Genomic DNA, 23203 nt, shown 5'->3' on the forward strand with positions numbered 1-23203 from the left:
ATGCAAACCAATCTCGCCGATTTCATCAAGGGCACGCGCGAGGGCGAGGAAGCCGAAGCGATCCTGCGCGCCTGCGTGCACTGCGGCTTCTGCACCGCCACCTGCCCGACCTACCAGCTGCTGGGCGACGAACTCGATGGCCCGCGCGGCCGTATCTACCTGATCAAGCAGGTGCTGGAAGGCGCCGAACCGACCCGCAAGACCCAGCTGCACCTGGACCGCTGCCTTACCTGCCGCAACTGCGAAACCACCTGTCCGTCGGGCGTGAAGTATGGCCGCCTGGTCGACATCGGCCGCCGCGTGGTGGAGGAGCGCGTGCCGCGTCCCTTCAAGGACAAGCTCAAGCGCACCACGCTCAAGGAATTCCTGCCGCGCACCAGCCTGTTCAAGCCGGCGTTCATGACGGGACAGGCGGTGCGCCCGCTGCTGGGCAAGGACTTGCAGGACAAGCTGCAGCCCGCCCGCGCCGCGGGACGCTGGCCGGCGCGCGCGCATGCGCGCAAGATGCTGGTGCTGGACGGCTGCGTGCAGCCGGCGATGGCGCCCAACATCAACGCCGCCACGGCGCGCGTGCTCGATGCGCTCGGCGTGCAGCTGATCACGGCGCCGAAGGCCGGCTGCTGCGGCGCGGTGCGCTACCATCTGAACGACCAGGCGGCCGGGCTGGACGACATGCGCCGCAATATCGACGCCTGGTGGCCCCATGTCGACCAGGTCGAGGCGATCGTCATGACCGCCTCCGGCTGCGGCGTCACTGTCAAGGAATACGGCCACCTGCTGGCGCACGACGAGGCGTATGCGGCCAAGGCGAAGCGCATCTCGGCGTTGACGAAAGACCTGTCCGAGATCATGCCGGCCTTCCAGGACGAGCTGGCGGTCAAGCTGAAAGGCAAGATCACGAAACGGGTGGCCTACCACCCGCCATGCACCTTGCAGCATGGCCAGCAAATCCGCGGCAAGGTCGAGAGCGTGCTGTACGCGGCCGGCGTCGACGTGGTGCTGTGCGGGGACAATCACCTGTGCTGCGGCTCGGCAGGCACGTATTCGGTCCTGCATCCCGAGATCGCCCACGAGCTGCGCGACCGCAAGCTGGCCAGCCTGGCGGCGACGGGCGCAGAGGAGATCGTGTCGGCCAACATCGGCTGCCTCACCCACCTGCAATCCGGCACCACGACGCCGGTCACGCACTGGATCGAACTGCTCGACCGCGCGCTTCCCTAGCGCGTGGTAGCATCGCGGCCTGTTTTGAAAGGACGCGAACATGAGTTTTGTATTCCAGCTCCTGCGCGAGGACGAGGGCATGCCGCCCGCGGTCGTCTTCGAAGACAGCACCAGTCCGGGCTTCGTGCCCCTGTGGGAAGAAATCGGCGTCTACGATGCGCTCTACAACAGCGACGGCAGGCAGGCGCGCGATATCTCGCGCGCGATCGCCTTCGGCGTCGACCGTGCCAGCGAGGAAGCCGCACTCGGGCACCTGCTGCCTGCCGGCCTGACGCTGGACGAGGCGGTGCGCTTCCTGGAAAACGTGCACCGCGGCTGCACCACGCATGCGGTGGCCGAGGTCAGGACCCGCTAGCCGCGGCCGGGATCGCGCCAGAACCGGTTCAGCAGCGGCGTCACGCTGGCGCCATGCAGGACAATCGACAGGATGATGACGGCCAGCGTGGCGTTCACCAGGCTGCGCGAAGTCGAGGGCGGCAGGCCATGGTTGATGGCATAGGTCAGGTAGTAGATCGAACCGATCCCACGCACGCCGAACCAGGCCGCGATGGCCGTGGCGCGGCCACCGATACCGGCGCCGGCCATGCTCGCGAGCACGCTGGCGGGACGGGCGACGAACAACACGAACAAAGCGAGCGCCCACGGACGCCAGTCCGCCAGGTACCAGGTGGCGGCGCCTCCCAGCAGCAGCACCAGCGTCAGCTCCGACAGGCGCTCGAGGTGCTCCTTGAACACCAGCGCGCCGCCGCTGACGGTGGGTTCGACCGGCACGACGGCAGGGGCATGCGCGTCGTCCGTTTCCGGTTCGAGCAGGCCTTCAGGATTCGTCGGCGCGTGGATCAGGCGCAGCTCGGTCTGGCGCAAGGCCACGCCTGCGGCGAACACCGCCAGGAAGCCATAGGTGTGCAGGGACAACGCAATCCCATACGAGAGCCCGATCAGCCCGAGCCCGAGGAGGTCGTCCAGCACCTCGTGCCTGGCATAACGCTTGCGCAAGGCTGCGCTGAGATAGGCCAGCGCGGCGCCGCACCCGGCGCCGATGGCCAGCCCACCTAGGGTCGCCCACACGACGTCCACCAGCAGCCAGTGCGACCCGAGATCTCCCAGTTCATGCAGGCCAAGCAGCCCGAGCCCGAGCATCACGAAAGGAAAAGCGCTGCCGTCGTTCAATCCGGCTTCGCAGGTGAGGGTAAAGCGCAGCGGGTCCTTGTCGCCGGCGTGCCGCACCTGGACGTCGGTTGCGAGCACCGGATCGGTCGGCGCCAGGATCGCGCCAAGCAGAATCGCCGCGCCGATAGGTAGTCCCAGGACCAGCCAGCCGAAGCCGGCAATGCACGCGACGGACAAGGCCATGGCGAGCCACGCCAGCCTGATCGCGGGCATCCAGCGCGGCAGGATAAAAGGAACCGGCATCTTGATGGCGGCGGAAAACAGCGAGATGAGGACCGCAACCTCGGCCACGGGCTCAAGCAGGGCGGCTTCGTTCAGTGGATCGAAGGTGAACAGGTTCAGCGCCAGTGGGCCCAGGCACAAGCCGATCGCCAGGTAGATCGTGGCAGAGGTAAACGGAAGCTTCGCCACCGCGTGACCCCACAAGCCGCGCGCGACCATCAAGGCGCCGATCAGCAAAAACCATTGAAAATTCCGCAATATGGACTCCCGGTATGACGACTGGCCGTCTGGATGCATGAACACGGCAAGTCTAGCGGCATGAAGGGCGAGCCTTTGTACCCGCACGCACGTAAGGGGGATAAGCGCAGGTTTAGCTTGGGTAAGGTAATTACCCTACAAGTCTGGCGGTAAACACTGCATTGTTAGAAGAAATAAGGTAGTTTTGCTACTTCGACGCATCGATCACAGGAGACCGACCATATGCTCACCAGCCGCTCCGCCGCCTTTCTGGCGGCATTCCTCACGCTTGCCTTGCCCGCCTGGGCGCAACAGGTCATCGCCAGCGCGGAGTCGCCCGACAAGGTGATCGGCGTCGAGGTGCAGATCGATGGCGGCGGCAAGCTGGGCTATGCGGTCAAGCGGCGCGGCAAGGAAGTCATCGGTTTGTCGCGCCTGGGCTTCAACCTGGCCAATGCACAGAAGCTCGACGGCGGCTTCAGCCTGCGCGAACAAAAGGTCAGCGAGCACGATTCGACCTGGGAGCAGCCCTGGGGCGAGCGTCAGTTCGTGCGCAACCGCTACCGCGAGCTGCGCGTCGCGGTCGAGCAGAAGAACAAGGGCAATCGCCGCCTCGACATCGTGTTCCGCATCTACGACGACGGCGTCGGCTTCCGCTACGAATTCCCGGCCCAGCCGCAACTGCGCGATGTCGAGATCCTCGACGAGCTGACCGAGTTCACCGTGACGCAACCGGCCACGGCCTGGTGGATTCCGGCGGGCGAGCTGCCGGGACTGGAAGAAGTGGTGCGCAAGGCGCCGCTCAAGGAAATCGGCATCGCCAATACCCCGCTCACCGTGCGCCTGGACGACGGCACCCACATCGCCTTTCACGAAGCGGCGCTGGTCGACTACGCCTCCATGTGGCTGCGCAAGGTCGAGGGCCAGAAGCTGCGCGCCATGCTGGCGCCGTCTTCCTACGGCCCGGCGGTGGTGAAGCACGGCGCCTTCACGACGCCGTGGCGCACCATGCAGTTCGCCGACAACGCGGCGGGCCTGTATATGTCGGACCTGGTCCTCAACCTGAACGAGCCGAACAAGCTGGGCGACGTCTCCTGGGTCAAGCCGTCGAAGTTCGTGGGTGTGTGGTGGGAGATGCACCTGAATAAGGGGAGCTGGAACGCGGGTCCCAAGCATGCGGCCAACACCGCCAACACGAAACGCTATATCGACTTCGCTGCGAAGAACGGCTTCCGCGGCGTGCTGGTCGAAGGCTGGAACCAGGGCTGGGAAAGCGACTGGGGCCATGGCGGCGCGGACTTCAGCTTCACCAAGTCCTATCCCGACTTCGACCTGCCGGGCCTGGCCGCGTATGCGAAATCGAAGGGCGTGCGCCTGATCGGCCACCACGAGACCGGCGCCAACGTGCCTGCCTACGAAAGGCAGATGGACGCGGCCTACAAGCTGTACGCAAAACACGGCGTCGACAGCATCAAGTCCGGCTATGTGCACGAAGCGGGCAGCGCACTGTTCACGGGCCGCGACGGCAAGCCGCGCTTCGGCCACTACGACTCGCAGGACGGCGTGCGCCACTTCGTGAAGGCGGTGACTGAGGCAGCGAAATACCGCATCGCCATCGACACCCACGAACCGGTCAAGGACACCGGCCTGCGCCGCACTTATCCGAACTGGCTGACGCGCGAAGGCGCGCGCGGCGTCGAGTACAACGCCTGGGGCAACCCGCCCAACGCGGTCGACCACGAGGCCAAGCTGGTATTCACGCGCATGCTGAGCGGCCCGATGGATTACACGCCGGGCGTCCTGAGCCTGGTGGGCGCGGACGGCAAGGTGTTCAATTCGACCCAGGCCAAGCAGCTGGCCAACTTCGTGGTGATCTATTCGCCGCTGGTGATGGCGGCCGACCTGCCGGAGAACTACGAGAAGTATCCCGCGGCCTTCAAGTTCATCCGCGACGTGCCGACCGACTGGTCCGACACCCGCGTCATCCACGGCGAAGTAGGGGAGTACGCGACCATCGCGCGCAAGGCCAGGGGCTCGCAGGACTGGTATGTGGGCGCCGTCACCGACGGGCAGGCGCGCACCCTGGCGCTGCCCCTTGGCTTCCTGGATGCCGGCAAGCGCTACGTCGCCGAGATCTACCGCGACGGCGACGCGGCCGACTACCGCAGCGAGCGCCGCTTCGACCTGGTGACGGAAACGAAGACCGTCGGCGCGGGCGACACGCTGCAGCTGAAGCTAGCACCGGGCGGCGGCCAAGCGATCCGCTTCTCGCTAAAAAACTGAAAGAATGCGTCGAATCTGCGTGCAAGAGTGATTATTTGAGACTCTTTCGCCAAGGACGCTATGGCATGATCTACACCCCCCCTGCTAACGGGCGCCGGTATGTCAGGATCCCCTAACGACCGGGTCGCCCAAGCGGAATGTGAAGATCGATATATCTGATGTCTAACGAACCACTCAAGGATTGGGCGGCGGTTATCACCGCAGCTGCAAAAGATCATCTTGGCCTGATTGCGCTGGCTCTTCTTGTCATCTGCTTTCTCACGCAGCAAGCAATGGCGCTCTACAAAGGGAAGAGAAGGCTTCCGCCGATCTATTCAGTCGGCATCGTAAGTACGATAATCATCGTTTTGCTGGTCCTGACGTACGGTGGGCCAGCGTCCGTTAAGCAAGCTGCGCCACTACAGACTTCGCCCACACAAGACATCGTTGTCAACGGTTCGCAAAGCACGACAGGAGAACAAAGCCAAGCCATCGGTAGCATGAGTGGAGGCACTATTAACAATACTTCCTCATCTAAACAGCATTAATATGAAGTTGAAAGCTTTAAGTGTCTTGATCTGCTTTGCTTTTCATGCGACGTCAGCAGGTGCACAAGGGCAGAAGACACATGGTCTCCAGAGTGCGGCAATTGGTCACATGAGCGGCGGCACAATAAATAACATTAATTATCAGGTTACGCCGCCGCCAGCGCCGAACTTGAGTTCACTAGACAAGAAGCGCGAAGCCTTGTTGATGGCGGAGAATCCTACCGTACTCGAGGTGTCTGATGTCCGTTGGACCCAATGGTGGGGAGACAGAGAGTCTTATCTGACAGTAATGTTGTTGAACAAGTCCAAACTGCCTGCTTTGGATGTTCGACTTGAGCTTCTTGACGACAAGACAGGAACCACGATCGCGTCACTTCGTCCTCACAAGCTCGCCCAAAGCTATGCGTTGAAAATTCTTGCGGATCAGCGGATAAGTGTCCCGGGTGGTGGGGCATGGGCATGGCCACTGGCATCCGTAACGAGCGTTGAGCAAATCGTTGGAAAGGATTGCATCACGGGCAGTGGCTTGGACTTCGACACCGGCACAACTTCCTTAGCGAGCTCGCCAAATGCCCCGCTAGGAGTGTTCTCTAGCAACCAGAGCGCAATGTATGTCCGCGTCGCTTACAAAACGATTTTTGACGAGAAGATTAATTACTCAAAAACAGTTGTGATTGACAGCGCACCGCGCTCGCAAACTCATGTTCGCGAGCGTGGGAGCGGAAGGATCGTACCTTTGAAATGTGTCGACGAGTCGGCTGAGGTCAAGATCGGATGAGTTAATCAGGCGGAAGAGGCCAGCAGCTTCTCGATGTCGCTGCCGATCTCTTCCGGCTTGGTCTGCGGCGCGTAGCGTTTGACGACCTTGCCGTCCTTGTTGACCAGGAACTTGGTGAAGTTCCACTTGATGCCCTCGGTGCCGAGCACGCCGGGGGCTTCGCCTTTCAGGTAGGTGTAGAGCGGGTGGGCGTTGTCGCCATTGACGTCGATCTTGGCGAACATGGGGAAGCTGACGCCGTAGTTCTTTTCGCAGAAGGCGCCGATCTCGGCTTCGGTGCCCGGTTCCTGCTTGCCGAACTGGTTGCAGGGGAAGCCCAGCACGGCCAGGCCCTGGCCGGCATAGCGGCGGTACAGCTCTTCCAGGCCTTTGTATTGGGGAGTAAAACCGCATTCGCTGGCGGTGTTCACGATGAGCAGGACCTTGTCGCGGAATGCGCCAAGATCGACGGGCTTGCCGTCAAGGGATGCGGCCTGGAAGTCGTAGACGCTCATGATTCTTGTCTCCATCTTGGAAAAGCTGAAGTTTACGACAATGTCTGACGGCGTGCCGGTTGCCGCCGGAAAGTGAGAATGTGCGTCTTTTTACTCAAGACGACCGTGCTATGTTGCTCTCCTGAATCAAACCTGCCGTCCCACGGCTTTATTTCACGAGAGCGACAATGACATTTACCGAATCGATTTCCACCTGCTTCCGCAAATATGCCACCTTCGAGGGCACCGCTTCGCGCTCCGAGTACTGGTGGTTCTGGCTGTTCCTGGTGCTGGTCTCCGTCGGGCTGAACATCGTCAGCGAGCAGCTGTCCGCGATCTTCAGCCTGGCCACTCTGCTTCCTTCGATCGCCGCTGGCGCCCGCCGCCTGCACGACACCGACCGCAGCGGCTGGTGGCAGCTGCTGATGTTCCTGCCGGTCGTCGGCTGGATCGTGCTGCTCGTGTTCGAAGTCCAGGAAGGCCGGCCGAACCGCTACGAGGTGCAAGCCGTCGCGGCCTGATGGGATGAAGGCCGTGCCTCCCCGGCACGGCCTTGCGCGACTCAGACCAGGCCGAGGCTTTCGGTACCGGCCGAGAAATCGCGGTTCTTCGCGTGTTTGCTGTTGAGCTTGATGTTCAGGCGCAGGTCGTTCACCGAGTCCGCATTGCGTAGCGCATCTTCGTAGGTGATCTTGTCCGCTTCGTACAGGTCGAACAGCGCCTGGTCGAAGGTCTGCATGCCCAGCTCGCGCGACTTCTTCATGATCTCCTTGATCTCATGGACTTCGCCCTTGAAGATCAGGTCGGAGATCAGCGGAGAATTCAGCAGGATCTCCATCGCCACCACGCGGCCCTTGGCTTCCTTCTTCGGGACCAGGCGCTGCGAGATCAGGCCCTTCAGGTTGAGCGACAAGTCCATCAGCAGCTGCTGGCGGCGCTCTTCCGGGAAGAAGTTGATGATGCGGTCCAGCGCCTGGTTGGCGCTGTTGGCGTGCAGGGTGGCCAGGCACAGGTGGCCGGTTTCCGCGAACGCGATCGCGTGTTCCATGGTTTCGCGGTCGCGGATCTCGCCGATCTGGATCACGTCCGGCGCCTGGCGCAGCGAGTTCTTGAGCGCCGCTTCGAAGCTGTCGGTGTCCACGCCCACTTCGCGCTGCGTAATCACGCAGTTGCGGTGCGGGTGCACGAACTCCACCGGATCTTCGATGGTGATGATGTGGCCGTAGCTGTTCTCGTTGCGGTAGCCCACCATCGCCGCCAGGGTCGTCGACTTGCCCGAACCGGTGGCGCCGACCATGATGACCAGGCCGCGCTTGGTCATGATCACATCCTTCAGCACTTCCGGCAGTTCGAGGTCTTCGAACTTGGGGATGGTGGTGGTGATCACGCGCAGCACCATGCCCACGGCGCCCATCTGCATGAAGGCCGAGACGCGGAAGCGTCCCAGGTCGCCCGGGCTGATCGCGAAGTTCGATTCCTTGGTCAGCTCGAAGCCGGCCGCCTGCTTGTCGTTCATGATCGCACGCGCCAGGTCGGCCGTGTGCGTGCCGCTCAGCGCCTGGTTCGACACCGGCGTCATCTTGCCGTCGATTTTCATCGCCGGCGGGAAGCCGGCCGTGATGAACAGGTCCGAGCCGCCTTTCGCCGTCAGCAGGCGCAGCAGGTCGAACATGAATTTGGATGCCTGGTCGCGTTCCATTGAGATTCCTCGCAGTTTCTTAACCCGGGAAGTTTTCCGGGATCTTGGCGGCGAAGCGGGCCGCGGCGCTGGAGATGAGGTTGCGGCGTACCAGGTCGGTCAGGTTCTGGTCGAGCGTCTGCATGCCGACGCTGCTGCCGGTCTGGATCGCCGAGTACATCTGTGCAATCTTCGCTTCGCGGATCAGGTTGCGGATCGCCGGGGTGCCGATCATGATCTCGTGCGCGGCCACGCGGCCCGAACCGTCCTTGGTCTTGAGCAGAGTCTGCGAGATGACGGCCTGCAGCGACTCCGACAGCATCGCGCGCACCATCTCTTTTTCCTCGGCCGGGAACACGTCGACGATACGGTCGATGGTCTTGGCGGCCGACGAGGTGTGCAGGGTGCCGAACACCAGGTGGCCGGTTTCGGCCGCCGACAGCGCCAGGCGGATGGTTTCCAGGTCGCGCAGCTCGCCCACCAGGATCGCGTCCGGGTCTTCGCGCAGCGCCGAGCGCAGCGCGTTGTTGAAGGACAGGGTGTGCGGGCCGACTTCGCGCTGGTTGATCAGGCACTTCTTGGAGTCGTGCACGAATTCGATCGGGTCCTCGATGGTGAGGATGTGGCCGTACTCGTTTTCGTTCAGGTGGTTGATCATCGCCGCCAGGGTGGTCGACTTGCCCGAGCCGGTGGGGCCGGTCACCAGCACCAGGCCGCGCGGCTTGAGCGCCAGGTCGGCGAAGATCTTCGGCGCGTTCAGTTCTTCCAGCGACAGGATCTTGGACGGAATGGTACGCAGCACCGCGGCCGCGCCGCGCTCCTGGTTGAAGGCGTTGACGCGGAAGCGCGCCAGGCCCGGGATCGCGAACGAGAAATCGCACTCCAGCACTTCTTCGTACTGCTTGCGCTGGCCGTCGTTCATGATGTCATAGATCATGCCGTGCACGTCCTTGTGCTCCAGCGGCGGCAGGTTGATGCGGCGCACGTCGCCATGCACGCGGATCATCGGCGGCAGGCCGGCCGAGAGGTGCAAGTCCGAGGCTTTGTTCTTGACCGAGAAGGCGAGTAATTCCGAAATGTCCATTTATAATCCCTGTGCCGCGCCGGGGGGCGCAAAGCCCTCGTCTCGACTGAAAAATATTTCCTATAGAAAATCATTATGTCCACAATCGCTGAGAACTTGCAAGCTGTCGAAGCGACAATCGCCAGTGCCGCCGAGGCCGCAAACAGGCCCCGTTCCAGCGTCCAGCTGTTGGCCGTTTCGAAGACCTTCCCAGCGGAAGCGGTGCTGGAGGCGATGGCGGCGGGCCAGCAGGCCTTCGGTGAAAACTACCTGCAGGAAGCGCTCGACAAAATTGCGCTCGTCGCGCGCGCGCAACCCGAGGCGCCTGTCGAATGGCATTTCATTGGTCCGATCCAGAGCAATAAGACAAGACCGATCGCGTCCAGCTTCCAATGGGTACACACGGTGGAGCGCCTGAAGATCGCCCAGCGCCTGTCCGAGCAGCGTCCGCCGGAGCTGGGGCCGCTGAATGTCTGCATCCAGGTCAACATCAGCGGCGAGGCCAGCAAGAGCGGCGCGCACGAGGACGAGGTGCCGGAACTGGCGCGCCAGGTGGCCCAGCTGCCGAACCTGCGCCTGCGCGGCCTGATGGCGATCCCCGAACCCCAGGCCGACGTCGCGCTCCAGCGCCAGGCTTTTGCGCGCCTGCGCACGCTGGCTGAGCGCCTGCGCCTCCATGGCCTGGCGCTCGACACCCTGTCGATGGGCATGTCGGGCGACATGCAGGCCGCGATCATGGAAGGCGCGACCATCGTGCGCATCGGCAGCGCCATCTTCGGCGCCCGCACCTACGCATCCAACAAGGAGTGAGATGAAGATTGCATTTATCGGCGGCGGCAACATGGCCACCGCCCTGATCGCCGGCCTGGCCGGACAGCTTGCCAACGCGGCCGACCTGCACGTGGTCGACCCGAATGCCGACGCGCTGGCGCGCCTGGCGCAGCAGTATGGCGTGAGCACGGCGTCCGGCATCGGCGATCAGGTTGCGGGCGCCGACGTGGTGGTGCTGGCCGTGAAGCCGCAGCAGATGCGCGAAGTGGCCGCCAGCCTGGCGCCGCAGCTGCGCGGCCAGCTGCTGCTGTCGATCGCGGCGGGCATCCGCATTGCCGACCTGTCGCGCTGGCTGGGCGGCTATGGCGCCATCGTGCGCTCGATGCCGAATACGCCGGCCCTGATCGGCATGGGCATTACCGGCATGGTGGCGCAGGCGGGTGTGAGCGAAGGCCAGCGCGAGGCGGCGGACCAGGTGATGCGCGCGGTCGGCAAGACCGTGTGGCTCGATGACGAGGCCAAGATCGATCCTGTGACGGCGGTGTCGGGCAGCGGGCCGGCGTATGTGTTCTTCTTCCTCGAGGCGATGCAGCAGGCGGCCGTCGAGATGGGCTTGAGCGCGGAGCAGGGCAGGGAGCTGGCGCTGGCGACCTTCACCGGGGCGGCGCAGCTGGCGGCGCAGTCGCAGGATCCCGTTGAGGTGCTCAGGCAGCGGGTGACGTCGAAGGGCGGCACCACTTATGCGGCGATCACCAGCATGGAAGCCAGCGGCGTGAAGCAGGCCATCGTCGAGGCGATGAAGGCGGCGGCGGCGCGGGGGCGTGAGCTTGGCGACGAGCTAGGTAAAGATTGAAGTGCTGCCGGCAAGCCGGCAGAGGGAAGTAACTTGGCGGGAACGACGGTTTTAAGGTTGGCGTCCACAGCTACTGATCGTAGCCCGCTACCTTAGCCCGTCGTTCCCGCGAAGGCGGGAACCCAAGTTTGCAAGCAAACTACGAACGCTTATTTGCGCCCGATCGTCACTTGCTTCACGGCTTGCTGTTCCCCAGCATCCACTGCGCGCACCTCGACAGTCCACGGCGCCTTCCCCGACAACAGCACCGATTTCGAGAACACCAGCACATCGCCTTGCTGCACGAAAGCCGACTTGTCGAAGCTGTGCAGCACCTTGCCCGCGCTGGTCGACACCGTCACGCGAGCCTCGGTCACGTTCGCCACGCCATTGCCGTCGCCAACCTTGGCATTGATCGCCACCGGCTGATCCCCGCTGACCTTGGTGCTGCTGACGCTCAGCTCCGCGGTCGGCGGCACATTGTCCGGCACCGTCACCTCGTACTTGCCCGTATACGCCGTCGACAGCAGGTTCACGCGCCCATCGACCCGCACATGCCACTCGCCCGGCGCCGGGTACTTGACCTCGACCGAGCGGTATTTCTGGATGGTGGTCAGCCCCGCCGATTGCGCGGCGAAGTTGACGCCGCCGGCCGGATCGACACCCGGCGCATACAGCGTGATGTACAGGTTGTTGGCCTCCAGGTCCCACTGCGCATCCGCGAACAGCTTCATCGCCCCCGGTTCAACCGTCACCTTGTGCAGTCCATAGCCTGTATTGGTCTGGAAGGAATTGAGCGTGGCCGTCCCCGCATAGCTGCCGCTGTCGACGCGCACCGGGCCCGGATTGAAGTGCACCAGGTCGTTCGAGGTCACTGCCGTCGGGATCGCGCCGACGGTGACCGCGTCCACCGCCTTGCGCGCGTCGATGAAGCCGGCGCCGGCGTCGAAGGTGTCGTAACCCTGCATGACTTCCTTGTTGGCCGTGACTTCCAGCACGCGGATCACGTCCAGCGGCGACAGGCGCGCACCGCCTTTGACGTCCTGGGCCTGGTGCACCAGCGCCGCGATGCCGCTCACGTGCGGCGTCGCCATCGAGGTGCCGGAGGCCGCGCCGTAGAAGGTGCCGCTGGTGGTCATCGGGTGGACAGGATTCTGGCTCGACACGATGTTCTCGCCCGGCGCCACGATGGCCGGGCGGTCGATGCCGAGCGGACGGGCAGCGTGGTCCCAGGCGGCCTGCTCCTCGGCGCTGGCGGCCATGAATGCCTTCAGGTTGGCCAGCGCAAGCTCGCGGTCATGGTTACCTTCCGGACGGCCGCGCGACGAGAAGTCGGCCATGCCGTAGGCCTTGTTGGTGGCGCCGATGCCCAGCGCGTAAGGCGCGTTGGAATACGGGTTCATCGTGTTCGGGCCCGGTCCGTCGTTACCCGCCGCGAACACCGACAGGATGCCCGCTTCGTACGCCAGGCGCGAGGCGACGTTGGTCGAGCGGTTGGGATTGAAGGGTTCGTAGGAGGAGCTGCCCCATGAGTTGCTGAGCACGCGGATGTCGGCCACACCGTCGCGTTTGCTGGCGATCACGTGGTCGTAGGCTTCCAGCGTGAAGGGCAGGTTGATGCCGGTGCTGGTGGCATAGCTGATGATGTTCGCCTTGGGCGCCATGCCGCGCAGGTTGCCGTCGGATTCCATCCCGGTGCCGGCGATGGTGCCGATGCAGTGGGTGCCGTGGCCGTATTCGTCGGTGTTCCACTGTGCGCCCAGCAGGCCGGTGTGCTGTTCGATGACGGAGGTCTCGACGTCGATGCCGTCCGGCGTCAGCGAGATATAGACCTGGGTCGGATCGATGCCCAGCGCGCCCGCCACCGCGTAGTTCTTCTTGACGTTGCCCAGGTCCGGATGCAGGCCGTCGGCGCCCGTGTCGATGATGGCCACCGTCACGCCGCTGCCGTCCAGGCCCAGCACGCGCTGCACTTCCTCGGCCTTGGTCATGGCCCGGCCTTCGGCATTGAACAGGCGCTGGCTGCGGCTCGGCTCGATGAAGCGGGTCTCGGGCCAGCCGGCCACCTGGTTGATCTCGGCCTTGGTGAGCAGCATGCGCGCCATCGGCAGCACTTTATAGGTCTTGATCTTGCGCCCCAGGACCGACAGGCGCGATGTGCTTTCCTTCTTGTCGAACACGACGATGACGTCGTAGTAGACATTGGTGAGCTGCTTGTTGAGTTCCTGGGCGAACTGGCTGTCGATCTTGGCCGCGGCCAGGGTGCCGGAGGACGAGGCGCCGGGCAGGATGCCGGCCGATGCGGCGCCGGCAAGCGGGCCTTGTGCGCCCAATGCCAGAACCAGTGCTGCGACGAGTGAAAAACGACGACGGGATGATCTCACGACTGTGCTCCTCTTGATCTGTTGTTGTCTTGGGATGCTTCCGGTGAAACACGGCATTTCCGTGGTGCCGCCTGATGAGTATTCCGTCGGCATATATGCACGTCAAACGTGCATACGGGCGTTAAAAATTTATTTTTGCAAACAGCAAAAAACGTTGCATCTGCGCCAATCTTCAATCGTGCGGGCAAGCGCTTGTGCTATGTATGGATGAGCTGGCGGAATAGAAAAGGCGCTGTCACCCTTAAATGTAGAAATTGAACTGCCGGGTTTCCTCCTGGTCCAAGTGTCATTGATCGACCTGGACACCGGAGGTGGAAATGGACGGCAAGCGTTTCGCGAAGTGGATGCGGCAACTGCCGCTGCTGAGCAAGGGGCAGCGCGGCAAGCTCATGGAGGCGCTCGGGCCGGCGCTTGGCCTGGATCGCCTTCGCGAAGCGATCGAAGTGAACCGGCCGGCGCCCTGCTGTCCGGCGTGCGAGGCAGAGCGTCCTTATCGGCATGGCAGGCTCCGCGGCCTGCAGCGCTACCGCTGCCGCGCGTGCGGCAAGACCTTCACGGCCCTGAGCGGAACACCGCTGTCTCGCCTGCGCCATCGCGGCAAGTGGCTCGATTACCTCGACAAGATGCTCGACGCCCATAGCGTACGCGCGGTCGCCAAGGCGGTCGAGGTGCACCGGAACACCAGCTTTCGATGGCGCCACCGTTTCCTGGAACTTGCCAAGCACGACAGGCCGCAGCGCTTGAACGGCATTGCCGAGGCCGACGAGCTGTTCCTGCTGGAATCGCAAAAGGGCTCGCGCCAGTTGGATCGGCCGGCACGCCGGCGGGGTGGAGTGGCTTCCAAACGCGGCATCTCGCACGAGCATGTGTGCATCCTGGTCGCCCGCGACCGCACCGGGCAAACACACGATTTCGTCACCGGACGCGGCGCGGTCACGACACCTCAGCTGCACCGGCACTTGCTGCCGGTGCTCGATCCGGACGTGCTGCTGGTCACCGATGCGCATGCCGCCTATCGCGCCTTCGCGCGCGAAGCGGGCATCTCCCACGAATGCGTCAACCTGCGCGCCGGCGAGCGCGTGCGTGGCGCCGTCCATGTACGGAACGTCAACGCCTACCACCGCCGCTTCCGGCAATGGCTGGCGCGCTTTCATGGCGTCGCCTCGCGTTACCTGCCGAACTACCTGGGCTGGCAATGGGCGCTGGACGGTTCTCGCATCGCTTCGCCGGAGCGCTTTCTGCGAGCGGCGATGGGCCTCTTCCACACATAATGGGGACAGCGCCATAGAAAAAGCCCGCACATGGCGGGCTCGAATGCGGGGGAGGGCGGCGCGCTCAGTGCACCTCGAAGCCCTTCCACCTGAGTACGGGCAGGGCGCGCTGGGCGAACTTGTAGAGCGACACGCCGGCGGTGACGAGGCCAACCGCCCACTTGGGTTTGGTGGCGAGGAAGCCCGCCGCCACACCGGCCACGATCAGGGCGGTCTTCTTGTGCGCGCTGACGTAGGCGGGGACGACGCCCAGGGTCTCGGGGGACTTCAGCACCGCGAACTCGTGCGCGACGACGGCGCGCTGCGTGGCGCAGCGCGCCACCAGTTCGGCGCGGCGGGCCGCAAGCATCTCGGATTTAGTGCCCATCTACCTGCTCTCCTTTCGCGAACTCGACGTCCTTGCGCAGCTCGGCCAGGGTGGCGCCGAGCAGCGGCGGACGCGAAGCCAGCCCGGTGCGCAGCTTCATGACCGCGAACCCGCAGCCAAGCGCGAACAGGACCGTCATGCCGCCCACCGCCAGCAGGCGATGGGTGTCCCAGAACAGCACCAACACGAACAGCACGGCGAGGACGAGGGCGCCGAGCGCCAGGACCGCGGCCGCCAGCGCCCAGGCGAGGTAGCCGAACAGGCGCTGCGTTTCCTCCTGCAGCTCCACTGCGGCCAGCTCCAGTCGCGTGCGCGCCATAGCCAGCACAGTGCTGCCTATCCTGCCTACCGCCGCGGAGATACTCATTACTTGCGGGCGATCAGCATGCCGACCACGACGCCGACCGCGGCGCCCAGGCCCACCGATTTCCACGGATTTTCCTTGACGTACTCGTCGGTCTTCTTGGCCGCATCGACCACGGTTTCCTGGTAGTGGGCCAGGCCGGCCTTGGCGCTGGCCAGCGTCGTCTCGAACTTGGCCTTGAGTTCTTCGCCGCCGAGGGCGCCACCGTTGCGCAGCCAGGCTTCCGCGTCATGGATCACGGTCTTCAGGTCGGCCACCAGTTGCTCGCGGGTGCCGGTTTGGGTAGGGATCTTTTCAATCATGAGGAACCTCTTTGTGGTGGAGTGAATGCCTTTTGAGCAATATTACCTGAATGCATAGTCTAGTGCGACACCGCTGAACAATGCCGCGCCCAGCCAATTGTTGTGACGGAAGGCTTTGAAGCAGGCCATCCGTTCGCGGTGGCGGATCAGGGTGTAGTGGTAGAGCGCCAGTCCGGCGGCGACCACGATGCCGGCCAAGAACCACCAGCGCAGGCCCAGGACCCAGCCGCACACCAGGTCGATGGCCAGGGCGGCGCCGTAGCACAGCATCACGGCGGCCACGTCGAAGCGGCCGAAGGTGATGGCCGAGGTGCGGATGCCGATCTTGAGGTCGTCGTCGCGGTCGACCATGGCGTATTCGGTGTCGTAGGCCACGGCCCAGAACACGTTCGCCACCAGCAGCCACCAGGCCACGGCCGGCACCTGGTCCTGCACTGCGGCGAAGGCCATCGGGATGCCGAAGCCGAAGGCGATGCCCAGGTAGGCCTGGGGAATGGCGAAGAAACGCTTGAAGTAGGGATAGGTGCCGGCCACCACCAGGGCCACCACCGACAGTTGCTTGGTCAGCGTGTTCAGGGGCTGGATCAGCAGGAAAGAGATCAAGGACAGCACCAGCGCCACCATCACCGCTTCCCAGCCGCGGATCTTGCCGCTGGTGAGGGGCCGGTCGACGGTGCGCTTGACATGGCGGTCGAAGTCGCGGTCCGCGTAATCGTTGATCGCGCAGCCGGCCGAGCGCATCAGGGCGGTGCCGAGCACGAAGATCGCCAGCACCATCATGTCCGGCACGCCGCCGGAGGCCATCCACAGCGCCCACAGGGTGGGCCACAGCAGCAGGAGGATGCCGATCGGCTTGTCGGCCCGGACCAGGCGGAAATAGAGCGCCAGCTTGTTCATGGATGAATCCTGTCTTGTCGAGCAAGAACTGTTGAGCAGAAGACAGCGATTCTAAAGCTTTTGCCGCGCCCGCGGCGAGCGGCGCCTGCACGGGTTAATGCAGCAATGTTGCCGTTTTGTTGTCATTGAACCGACATTTTTGTTTGTTTAAATGCATCGGTCCGTGCCATGGGGGTGGGGACATCTGGCATCCACAAAGATGGAGAAGTTCAATGACTGACAAAGAATTGTCGCCGTCGCGACGCAATCTGCTCAAGGGCCTGGCCGGTGCCTCGGCGCTGCCTTTCGTCGGGGCTTTCGCCGCCATGCAGGCCCAGCAGGCCATGGCCGCCAACGGTTCCACCACGCTGGTGGACAGCCCGTATGGCCCGATCGCGCCGGTCAACGACCTGAGCACCGGCCTGCCGCTGCTGCAGCTGCCGGCCGGCTTCAGCTACAAGAGCTTCGGCTGGCGCGGCGACCTGATGACCGACGGTAAAACCTGCCCGGGCGGCCACGACGGCATGGGCGTCATCGCGTCGCGCAAGGTGGGGCGCAGCACCGAGCTGGTGCTGGTGCGTAACCACGAGATCGGCGGCACCGGCGCCGGCAACTTCATCAACGCCATCGGCGTCTACGACGGCGGCAATGTCAGCAATTCCACCGCCAACAAGTTCGGCGGCGGCACCACGAACCTGCTCTTCCGCGATGGCAGCTGGGTCAGCATGACGCCGAGCCTGGGCGGCACCCAGACCAACTGCGCCGGCGGCATCACGCCCTGGGGCACCTGGCTCACCTGCGAGGAAGTCGGCTCCGATGCCATCAGCGCCTCGGGCAAGAAACACGGCTACGTGTTCGAAGTGACGGCCGATCCGGCCCAGACCACCGGCCAGCCGATCATCGGCATGGGCCGCTTCGCCCACGAAGCCGCGGCCGTCGATCCGGCCACCGGCTTCGTCTACCAGACCGAGGATTCGTCCGGCAAATCGGGCTTCTACCGCTACGTGCCGGACATCCGCACCGGCGCTCCGGGTTCGCTGGCCCGGGGCGGGATCCTGCAGATGGCGCGCGTGCGCGGCGTCCAGAACGCCAACCTGGCGGTGGCCTCGGTCAACGCCAGCTATGAGCTGGAGTGGGTGCCGATCGCCAACCCGGACGCCGACCGCGGCAACGCCACCGGCCCTTCCGGCGTGACGATCACCAATGCGGCCGGTCCCTTCGTGCAGGGCTGGCTGCAGGGCGCAGCGCGCATGAACCGCGGCGAGGGCATCTGGTACGCGCAGGGCAAGATGTATGTCATGGACACCTCGGGCGGCGCGGTGCAGCGTGGCGCGATCTGGGAACTGGACCTGGCCACCCAGGTCCTCAAATGCATCTACTCGAGCCCGAGCCCGCTGGTGGGCAACATGGGCGACAACCTCACCGTGAGCCCGCGCAACGCCATCCTGATCTGCGAAGACGCCTCCACCGCCGCTACCGACATGTACGGCTTCGGCCAGCGCCTGATGGGCCTGACCGGAGCAGGGGATGCCTACATCTTCGCCAAGAACAACATCAACCTGACCGCGGCACAGCTGCAGGGCGCGGGCAAGCTGGCCTCGCTGGCGGACGACCATCGCGACAACGAGTTCGCCGGCGCCTGCTTCGACCCGACCGGCCGCTACTTGTTCGTCAACATCCAGACCCCGGGCGTGACTTTCGCGATTTCGGGTCCGTGGGCCAAGGGGCCTTTGTAATCAACGCCATCCATCACAGGGAAATCAACATGCAATTCACTAAGACGATCGCCGCCGCCTTCGCGGCACTGATGTTCTCCAGCGGCGCGCAGGCTGCGGTCCTGCTGTCGGCCTCCGGCTCGCCGGCCAACGCCGCCATTGATTACAGCGCGCCGGGCCTGGTGTCCTTCAACCTCGACCTGCAGGATCTCACGGCTACCCGCCTGGATTTCGTGCTGCAGGAAGAGGATCTGCGGGGTCCGCTGAGCCTGAGCGCCATGGTGCTGAACCTGAGCGGCATGCCGTTCTCGCACTTCAATTTTTACTTCCAGGGCATCGGCCTCGCCGGCGCCGGCAGCGTGACCCCGGCTTTCGGGACGCTGGGCAGCGTCAAGCACGACGCCGACAGCGTGGGCATCCACTTCGCCCAGGCCGAGCCGGCCGAGCTGCACTTCGGGAATCCGCTGGGCCTGCAGGGCCAGGCCGACTGGGTGCTGGATACCTCCGGCCTGCGCGCAGGCGACACCTTCTTCATCGTGGCCCAGGTGCCGGAACCCTCGACCGTGGCGCTGGTGCTGCCGATGCTGTGCATGGCCGGCCTGATGGCCGCGCGCCGCCGCAAGAAGGACTGAGCGTCCTTGCCCCTTCCGCCGCGCCTACGCCGGAAGGGGTAGTCATGCACCTGGCATTGCGCCAGCCGCAGGCTTATGCAATGATTCCGCGCTTTAGGCCCAGGGTTCCATCATGTCCATCCGCACCAGGGATGCGTCGCACGACGATCTCCCGCACATTGCCAAGCTGTTCGATCTGTACCGGCAATTCTACGAGCAGGCGCCGGATGCGGAACTCGCCCGCAGCTTCGTCGAACAGCGCTTCCTCAACCGCGAATCGCGGCAGCTGGTGGCGGAGAATGCGGCCGGGGAGATCGTGGGCTTCTCCCAGCTCTACCCGAGTTTCTGCTCGGTCGAGGCGGCGCCCATCTACGTGCTCTACGACCTGTTCGTCGCCCCCGACGCACGGCAAGGCGGAGTAGGGCGAGCGCTGCTGCTCGCGGCCGAGGCGCTGGCCAGGATGGAAGGCAAGGCGCGCATGGACCTGACTACGGCCAAGACCAATCTCGTGGCGCAGTCGCTGTACGAATCGCTCGGCTGGACGCGCGACGAGGTGTTCCACACGTACAGCCGGCACCTCGCTCCTTGATTACAGGCCCTGCACCGAGCCTTCCTTCGGATAGTCGATCACGTAATCGACCTTGAAGCGGGCGGTCTCGTTCGGCTTGAGCGAACGCTCCCAGCCGACCAGGCCGCGACGCTGTTCCCAGTCCCTGACGTTCGGTTCCGGATCGAACGCGATCTTCACGCTGACCTTGTCCGACTGGCTGACCGGGGTCGGCTCCAGCACCAGGATGTCGATCGGCTGGCGGTGGAAGCTGGTCACCGCGTAGGTGTCGGCGATGCGCTTTTCGTTGTCGCGCTTGAAGAAGCCGGTCTGGCCCGACATCTCGTTGCGATGCTCGATGGCGACGCGCGTCAGGGGATCGCGGCCGAAGGACAGCGTCAGCCGGTCGCTGGACTGGGGATCCCAGTGCAGCGCGCCGACGTAGGAACCGTCGCGGCGCAACTGCACCTGGCCCGGCAGCCAGACGCCGCCGGGGCGCGCCGTCTCCGCGGTCAGCACCGCGATGTCGTTGCTGGTGCGCGGCGCAATGCGGACCCGCTGCTTGACCTGCAGGCTCTGTGCGCCCAGCCCGACCGAGATCTCGCGGCCGTCCGCAGCCAGGTCGACCCTGGCCGGCACCTCGAATTCGGTGGTGAAGTTACCCTGCGTTTCCACTACCGGCGCCACGTAGTCGTCCGCTGCGCTGCGCGCCGACGCTCCCACCGCCATGCGGGGCGCGGGAGGAGGCGGTGGCGCGGAAGGAGCGTAAGCCATCTCCGACACCGCTTGCGGCGGCTGGTAATTCAGGAGCCATGGAGAAGGATTGGGCGCATGCGCGGACAGGTTAGGCTGGCCGGTCGACAGGCGCAATTTGACCTTGCTCCAGTCCTCGCCCGTCTTTTGCGAAATCGACGCCAGGCGCTCCAGGTCGATGGTGGAGGCATTCGAGTCCAGCGAGGCGCGGTAGGTTGGCTTCCAGCCGGCGCGCGTCACCTGGTAGGAAAGGACCAGTTTTCCCGCCTGCTTCGCCGCGACGGCGATCGTCATGATCCGGCTGTCGCGCGTATTGGCCTGCACCTTGGCGCGGTCGCGCTTGAGGACATCCAGCTGCTTGGCCAGCGCGCGCTTCTTGACCTCTGCATTGTGCATGCGTTCCAGCGCATCGCCGCCGCCTTTGCGGATGGCGTCGAGGGTGCCGAGGAGCGATTTGCCATCGGCGGGCGCGGCGCGGCCGGCCGCGGCGTCGCCGCCGCCCAAGCGCTCGAGGTAGCCCTGGACCAGCTGCGCCGCCTTGTAGTCGGCGTCGATCACGGCGATCTGGTCCTGCAGTGCCTGGATCCTGGCTTCCAGGTCCGCCTCGCGCGGGCTGGGGCTCTCGGTCCTCCCCAGGTCGCGCGTGACGACCTGGCCCACCTGGATGCCTGCGTCGGCCTGCAGGCGGACCGTGTCGGTATTGAAGTTGGCGAGCAGGCCCGTGATCTCGACCTGGCTCGTGCCGGGCGACACCTCGACCACGCGCTCCACGGTGGCGCTGCCTGGATACAGAATGACGCTGCGGATCGGGGCCTCGATCGCCGAGGAGGAAGAGGCGCCGAGCGCCAACAGAAGCGCCCAATGTTGTTTGACTATCATTTAATGCCTCTCGGAAATGAATATGATGTTCCGAGCGTAACAGATCGCTGTCATAAAAAGAACGCAAATAGTTACCATTTGTTAAGCGAGTGTCATGGGGGAGCGGTCATTGGCCGACGCCGGTCCGCGGGGGTGGTGGACGCCCTTTGCGGCTACAATGGCTGTCCAGCTGGCTTCCAGCGCTCATTTCCATCTCAGCCATGCACATCTGGGTCGACGCAGACGCCTGTCCCGCGGTCATCAAGGATATCCTGTTCCGGGTCGCCGAGCGCCTGCAGCTGAACGTCACCCTGGTGGCGAATCAGCTGATCCGGGTGCCGGGCTCGCGCTTCATCCGCGCGCTGCAGGTGCCGGCGGGGGCCGATGCGGCCGATGCCGAAATCGTCGAGCGCGTCAGCGCGGGCGACATCGTGGTGACCGGCGATATCCCGCTCGCCTCGCTGGTGCTGGAGAAGGGCGGTTTGCCGCTGAACCCGCGCGGCGAGTGGTACACCAAGGACACCATCGCCCAGCAGCTGACGATGCGCGCCTTCATGGAGGAGCTGCGCGGCAGCGGCGTCGATACCGGCGGACCGTCCGCCTTCAGCCAGGCCGACCGCCAGAACTTCGCCAATGCGCTCGACCGCGAGCTGGCGCGACGAAAATCGTATCGGTCCGAATAAAAAAGTTATTGGATCAAAGCGCAGGGCTTTCCGTACCATCGGTTTAGCTGATGGGCAGAGGTCACGCTCGTCAGGATAACGATTCCGGAGACACGAGCATGACCACACACCGCCTGGCCCTGGCAAGCGCTTTGTTGCTGTCCAGCGCAGCCACCGCCGCTGAATTCGCGAACCCACTGGTGATGCAGCGCGCCGACCCGCACGTTAGCTTGCATGCGGACGGCTTCTACTACTACACCGCCACCGTTCCCGAATACGACCGCATCGAGCTGCGCCGCACGCGCGACCTGAACGGCCTGGCGAAGGCCGAGACGAAGACGATCTGGCGCCGCCACGACAGTGGCGCGATGAGCCGCAACATCTGGGCGCCGGAGCTGCATCACATCGACGGCAAGTGGTATCTCTACTTCACGGCGGGGAGGCTTGACGCGCCCTTCGACATCCGCCTGTATGTGCTGGAGAATGCGGCCGCCAATCCGCTCGAAGGGCAGTGGGTCGAACGGGGGCAGCTGAAGACCGGATGGGAATCGTTCGCGCTCGATGCGACGACCTTCGCCCTGAAGGGGCAGCGCTACCTGGTCTGGACCCAGCGCCCACCGGCGTCGGGCAAGCACATGACTGCCGTGTATATCGCGAAGATGGATACGCCGCTGTCGATCGCGGGCAAGGCGACGCTGCTGACCAAGCCGGATTATGCGTGGGAGAAGATCAAGTTCGACGTCAACGAGGCGCCCGCCGTGCTGGTCAAGAACGGCCGCGTGTTCATGACCTATTCTGCCAGCGCGACCGACGCCAATTACGCGCTGGGCATGCTGAGCGCCAGCGACAGCGCCAACCTGCTTGATCCGGCGGCGTGGAGCAAGTCGCCGGCGCCGGTCCTGGCCAGCAGCGCGGCCACCGGCCAGTACGGCCCCGGCCACAATTCGTTTACGACGAGCCCGGACGGCAAGACCGACATCCTGGTCTACCACGCGCGCAACTACCAGGAGATCAAGGGGGATTCGCTGCATGATCCGAATCGCCACACGCGGGCGCAGGTGATTCGCTGGCGCGCCGACGGTACGCCGGATTTCGGCGTGCCGGTCGCCGATGTGGTGCACTAGGAACCACTTTGATCAGCTACTTCCACTAGCCATGAAACCGTCGCCCCCGCGCAGGCCGGGGTCCAAGTTCGTTGAGCACCAAGCGCCAAAAAAAAATGGGGGCCCCCCGGCACG

General features: G+C 64.4%; 24 protein-coding genes. 14 read left to right on the forward strand and 10 right to left on the reverse strand.

What is annotated here, in order from left to right:
• Positions 1-1221 carry a glycolate oxidase subunit GlcF gene (gene glcF, locus KBW95_RS06730; RefSeq protein ID WP_211527789.1) on the forward strand — a complete coding sequence of 407 codons (1221 nt, stop codon included), beginning with the start codon at positions 1-3 and terminating at the stop codon, positions 1219-1221.
• A gap of 40 nt (positions 1222-1261) precedes the next feature.
• On the forward strand, positions 1262-1576 hold the full coding sequence (locus KBW95_RS06735) for a hypothetical protein (protein ID WP_211526134.1): 315 nt from the start codon (positions 1262-1264) through the stop codon (positions 1574-1576).
• Here the strand turns inward: KBW95_RS06735 and KBW95_RS06740 are convergent.
• Positions 1573-2871 carry a sodium:proton antiporter gene (locus tag KBW95_RS06740; RefSeq protein ID WP_211527790.1) on the reverse strand — a complete coding sequence of 433 codons (1299 nt, stop codon included), beginning with the start codon at positions 2869-2871 and terminating at the stop codon, positions 1573-1575. The genes KBW95_RS06735 and KBW95_RS06740 overlap by 4 nt on opposite strands.
• A gap of 222 nt (positions 2872-3093) precedes the next feature.
• Between KBW95_RS06740 and KBW95_RS06745 the strand changes: the two genes are divergently transcribed.
• The 3 genes from KBW95_RS06745 to KBW95_RS06755 all read left to right on the forward strand — a co-directional run bounded on the left by KBW95_RS06745 (position 3094) and on the right by KBW95_RS06755 (position 6438).
• Positions 3094-5133, forward strand: coding sequence for a glycoside hydrolase family 97 protein (locus KBW95_RS06745; protein WP_211527791.1), 2040 nt, complete (start codon positions 3094-3096; stop codon positions 5131-5133).
• Positions 5134-5291: 158 nt separating this feature from the next.
• Positions 5292-5660 (forward strand): hypothetical protein, encoded by a 369-nt coding sequence (locus tag KBW95_RS06750; protein WP_211527792.1) that lies wholly within the window; start codon positions 5292-5294, stop codon positions 5658-5660.
• Position 5661: 1 nt separating this feature from the next.
• Positions 5662-6438 carry a hypothetical protein gene (locus KBW95_RS06755; RefSeq protein ID WP_211527793.1) on the forward strand — a complete coding sequence of 259 codons (777 nt, stop codon included), beginning with the start codon at positions 5662-5664 and terminating at the stop codon, positions 6436-6438.
• A 5-nt stretch (positions 6439-6443) separates the two neighbouring features.
• On the opposite strand, the gene KBW95_RS06760 is transcribed toward KBW95_RS06755, so the two are convergent.
• Positions 6444-6935 (reverse strand): glutathione peroxidase, encoded by a 492-nt coding sequence (locus KBW95_RS06760; protein WP_373888765.1) that lies wholly within the window; start codon positions 6933-6935, stop codon positions 6444-6446.
• 164 nt (positions 6936-7099) lie between these two features.
• On the opposite strand from KBW95_RS06760, the gene KBW95_RS06765 reads away from it, so the two are divergent.
• Positions 7100-7432 (forward strand): DUF805 domain-containing protein, encoded by a 333-nt coding sequence (locus KBW95_RS06765; protein WP_211526130.1) that lies wholly within the window; start codon positions 7100-7102, stop codon positions 7430-7432.
• A 41-nt stretch (positions 7433-7473) separates the two neighbouring features.
• Here KBW95_RS06765 and KBW95_RS06770 read toward each other — a convergent pair whose 3' ends face one another.
• Positions 7474-8610, reverse strand: a complete 1137-nt coding sequence (locus KBW95_RS06770; RefSeq protein WP_211526129.1) for a PilT/PilU family type 4a pilus ATPase — start codon at positions 8608-8610, stop codon at positions 7474-7476.
• Between the two features lie 19 nt (positions 8611-8629).
• Positions 8630-9673 carry a type IV pilus twitching motility protein PilT gene (locus KBW95_RS06775; protein ID WP_211527795.1) on the reverse strand — a complete coding sequence of 348 codons (1044 nt, stop codon included), beginning with the start codon at positions 9671-9673 and terminating at the stop codon, positions 8630-8632.
• A 75-nt stretch (positions 9674-9748) separates the two neighbouring features.
• Here KBW95_RS06775 and KBW95_RS06780 point away from each other — a divergent pair, with 75 nt between their 5' ends.
• Both KBW95_RS06780 and proC read left to right on the forward strand, forming a co-directional pair.
• Positions 9749-10462 carry a YggS family pyridoxal phosphate-dependent enzyme gene (locus tag KBW95_RS06780; protein WP_211527796.1) on the forward strand — a complete coding sequence of 238 codons (714 nt, stop codon included), beginning with the start codon at positions 9749-9751 and terminating at the stop codon, positions 10460-10462.
• Position 10463: 1 nt separating this feature from the next.
• Positions 10464-11276 carry a pyrroline-5-carboxylate reductase gene (gene proC / locus KBW95_RS06785; protein WP_211527797.1) on the forward strand — a complete coding sequence of 271 codons (813 nt, stop codon included), beginning with the start codon at positions 10464-10466 and terminating at the stop codon, positions 11274-11276.
• A gap of 149 nt (positions 11277-11425) precedes the next feature.
• Here the strand turns inward: proC and KBW95_RS06790 are convergent, their stop codons facing one another.
• The gene (locus KBW95_RS06790) at positions 11426-13588 is read right to left on the reverse strand and encodes a S8 family serine peptidase (RefSeq protein ID WP_211527798.1); all 2163 of its coding nucleotides are present in this window, start codon (positions 13586-13588) and stop codon (positions 11426-11428) included.
• Between the two features lie 368 nt (positions 13589-13956).
• Here KBW95_RS06790 and KBW95_RS06795 point away from each other — a divergent pair, with 368 nt between their 5' ends.
• On the forward strand, positions 13957-14910 hold the full coding sequence (locus tag KBW95_RS06795; RefSeq protein WP_211527799.1) for an IS1595 family transposase: 954 nt from the start codon (positions 13957-13959) through the stop codon (positions 14908-14910).
• 64 nt (positions 14911-14974) lie between these two features.
• Here the strand turns inward: KBW95_RS06795 and KBW95_RS06800 are convergent, their stop codons facing one another.
• From KBW95_RS06800 to ubiA, 4 genes are read right to left on the reverse strand one after another with little or no spacing between them, the layout of a single operon-like run.
• Positions 14975-15277 (reverse strand): hypothetical protein, encoded by a 303-nt coding sequence (locus KBW95_RS06800; protein ID WP_211526124.1) that lies wholly within the window; start codon positions 15275-15277, stop codon positions 14975-14977.
• Complete coding sequence (locus KBW95_RS06805) at positions 15267-15644, reverse strand: phage holin family protein (RefSeq protein ID WP_211527800.1); 378 nt, start codon at positions 15642-15644, stop codon at positions 15267-15269. Before KBW95_RS06805 ends, KBW95_RS06800 begins: the two co-directional genes overlap by 11 nt.
• Entirely contained in the window at positions 15644-15943 is a 300-nt protein-coding gene (locus tag KBW95_RS06810) for a YqjD family protein (RefSeq protein WP_211526122.1), read from the reverse strand. The genes KBW95_RS06805 and KBW95_RS06810 overlap by 1 nt, the downstream gene beginning before the upstream one ends.
• Before the next feature lie 42 nt (positions 15944-15985).
• A complete protein-coding gene (ubiA, locus tag KBW95_RS06815; protein WP_211526121.1) occupies positions 15986-16840 on the reverse strand; it encodes a 4-hydroxybenzoate octaprenyltransferase in 855 nt (284 codons plus the stop codon).
• A gap of 212 nt (positions 16841-17052) precedes the next feature.
• Between ubiA and KBW95_RS06820 the strand changes: the two genes are divergently transcribed.
• The 3 genes from KBW95_RS06820 (at position 17053) to KBW95_RS06830 (ending at position 19734) form a co-directional block, all read left to right on the forward strand.
• The gene (locus KBW95_RS06820; protein ID WP_211527801.1) at positions 17053-18555 is read left to right on the forward strand and encodes a PhoX family phosphatase; all 1503 of its coding nucleotides are present in this window, start codon (positions 17053-17055) and stop codon (positions 18553-18555) included.
• A 29-nt stretch (positions 18556-18584) separates the two neighbouring features.
• Positions 18585-19166: a PEP-CTERM sorting domain-containing protein gene (locus KBW95_RS06825; RefSeq protein ID WP_211527802.1), complete on the forward strand. Its 582-nt coding sequence runs from the start codon at positions 18585-18587 to the stop codon at positions 19164-19166.
• Positions 19167-19275: 109 nt separating this feature from the next.
• Positions 19276-19734, forward strand: coding sequence for an N-acetyltransferase family protein (locus KBW95_RS06830; RefSeq protein ID WP_373888766.1), 459 nt, complete (start codon positions 19276-19278; stop codon positions 19732-19734).
• Here KBW95_RS06830 and KBW95_RS06835 read toward each other — a convergent pair whose 3' ends face one another.
• On the reverse strand, positions 19735-21324 hold the full coding sequence (locus KBW95_RS06835; RefSeq protein WP_211527804.1) for a DUF4139 domain-containing protein: 1590 nt from the start codon (positions 21322-21324) through the stop codon (positions 19735-19737).
• Positions 21325-21524: 200 nt separating this feature from the next.
• On the opposite strand from KBW95_RS06835, the gene KBW95_RS06840 reads away from it, so the two are divergent.
• Both KBW95_RS06840 and KBW95_RS06845 read left to right on the forward strand, forming a co-directional pair.
• On the forward strand, positions 21525-21986 hold the full coding sequence (locus KBW95_RS06840; RefSeq protein WP_211526116.1) for a YaiI/YqxD family protein: 462 nt from the start codon (positions 21525-21527) through the stop codon (positions 21984-21986).
• Positions 21987-22084: 98 nt separating this feature from the next.
• Positions 22085-23089: a family 43 glycosylhydrolase gene (locus KBW95_RS06845; protein ID WP_211527805.1), complete on the forward strand. Its 1005-nt coding sequence runs from the start codon at positions 22085-22087 to the stop codon at positions 23087-23089.
• The last annotated feature ends 114 nt before the right edge of the window (positions 23090-23203 follow it).

The organism is Massilia sp. ZL223 (assembly GCF_018119395.1).
Taxonomy (GTDB): Bacteria; Pseudomonadota; Gammaproteobacteria; order Burkholderiales; family Burkholderiaceae_D; genus Telluria.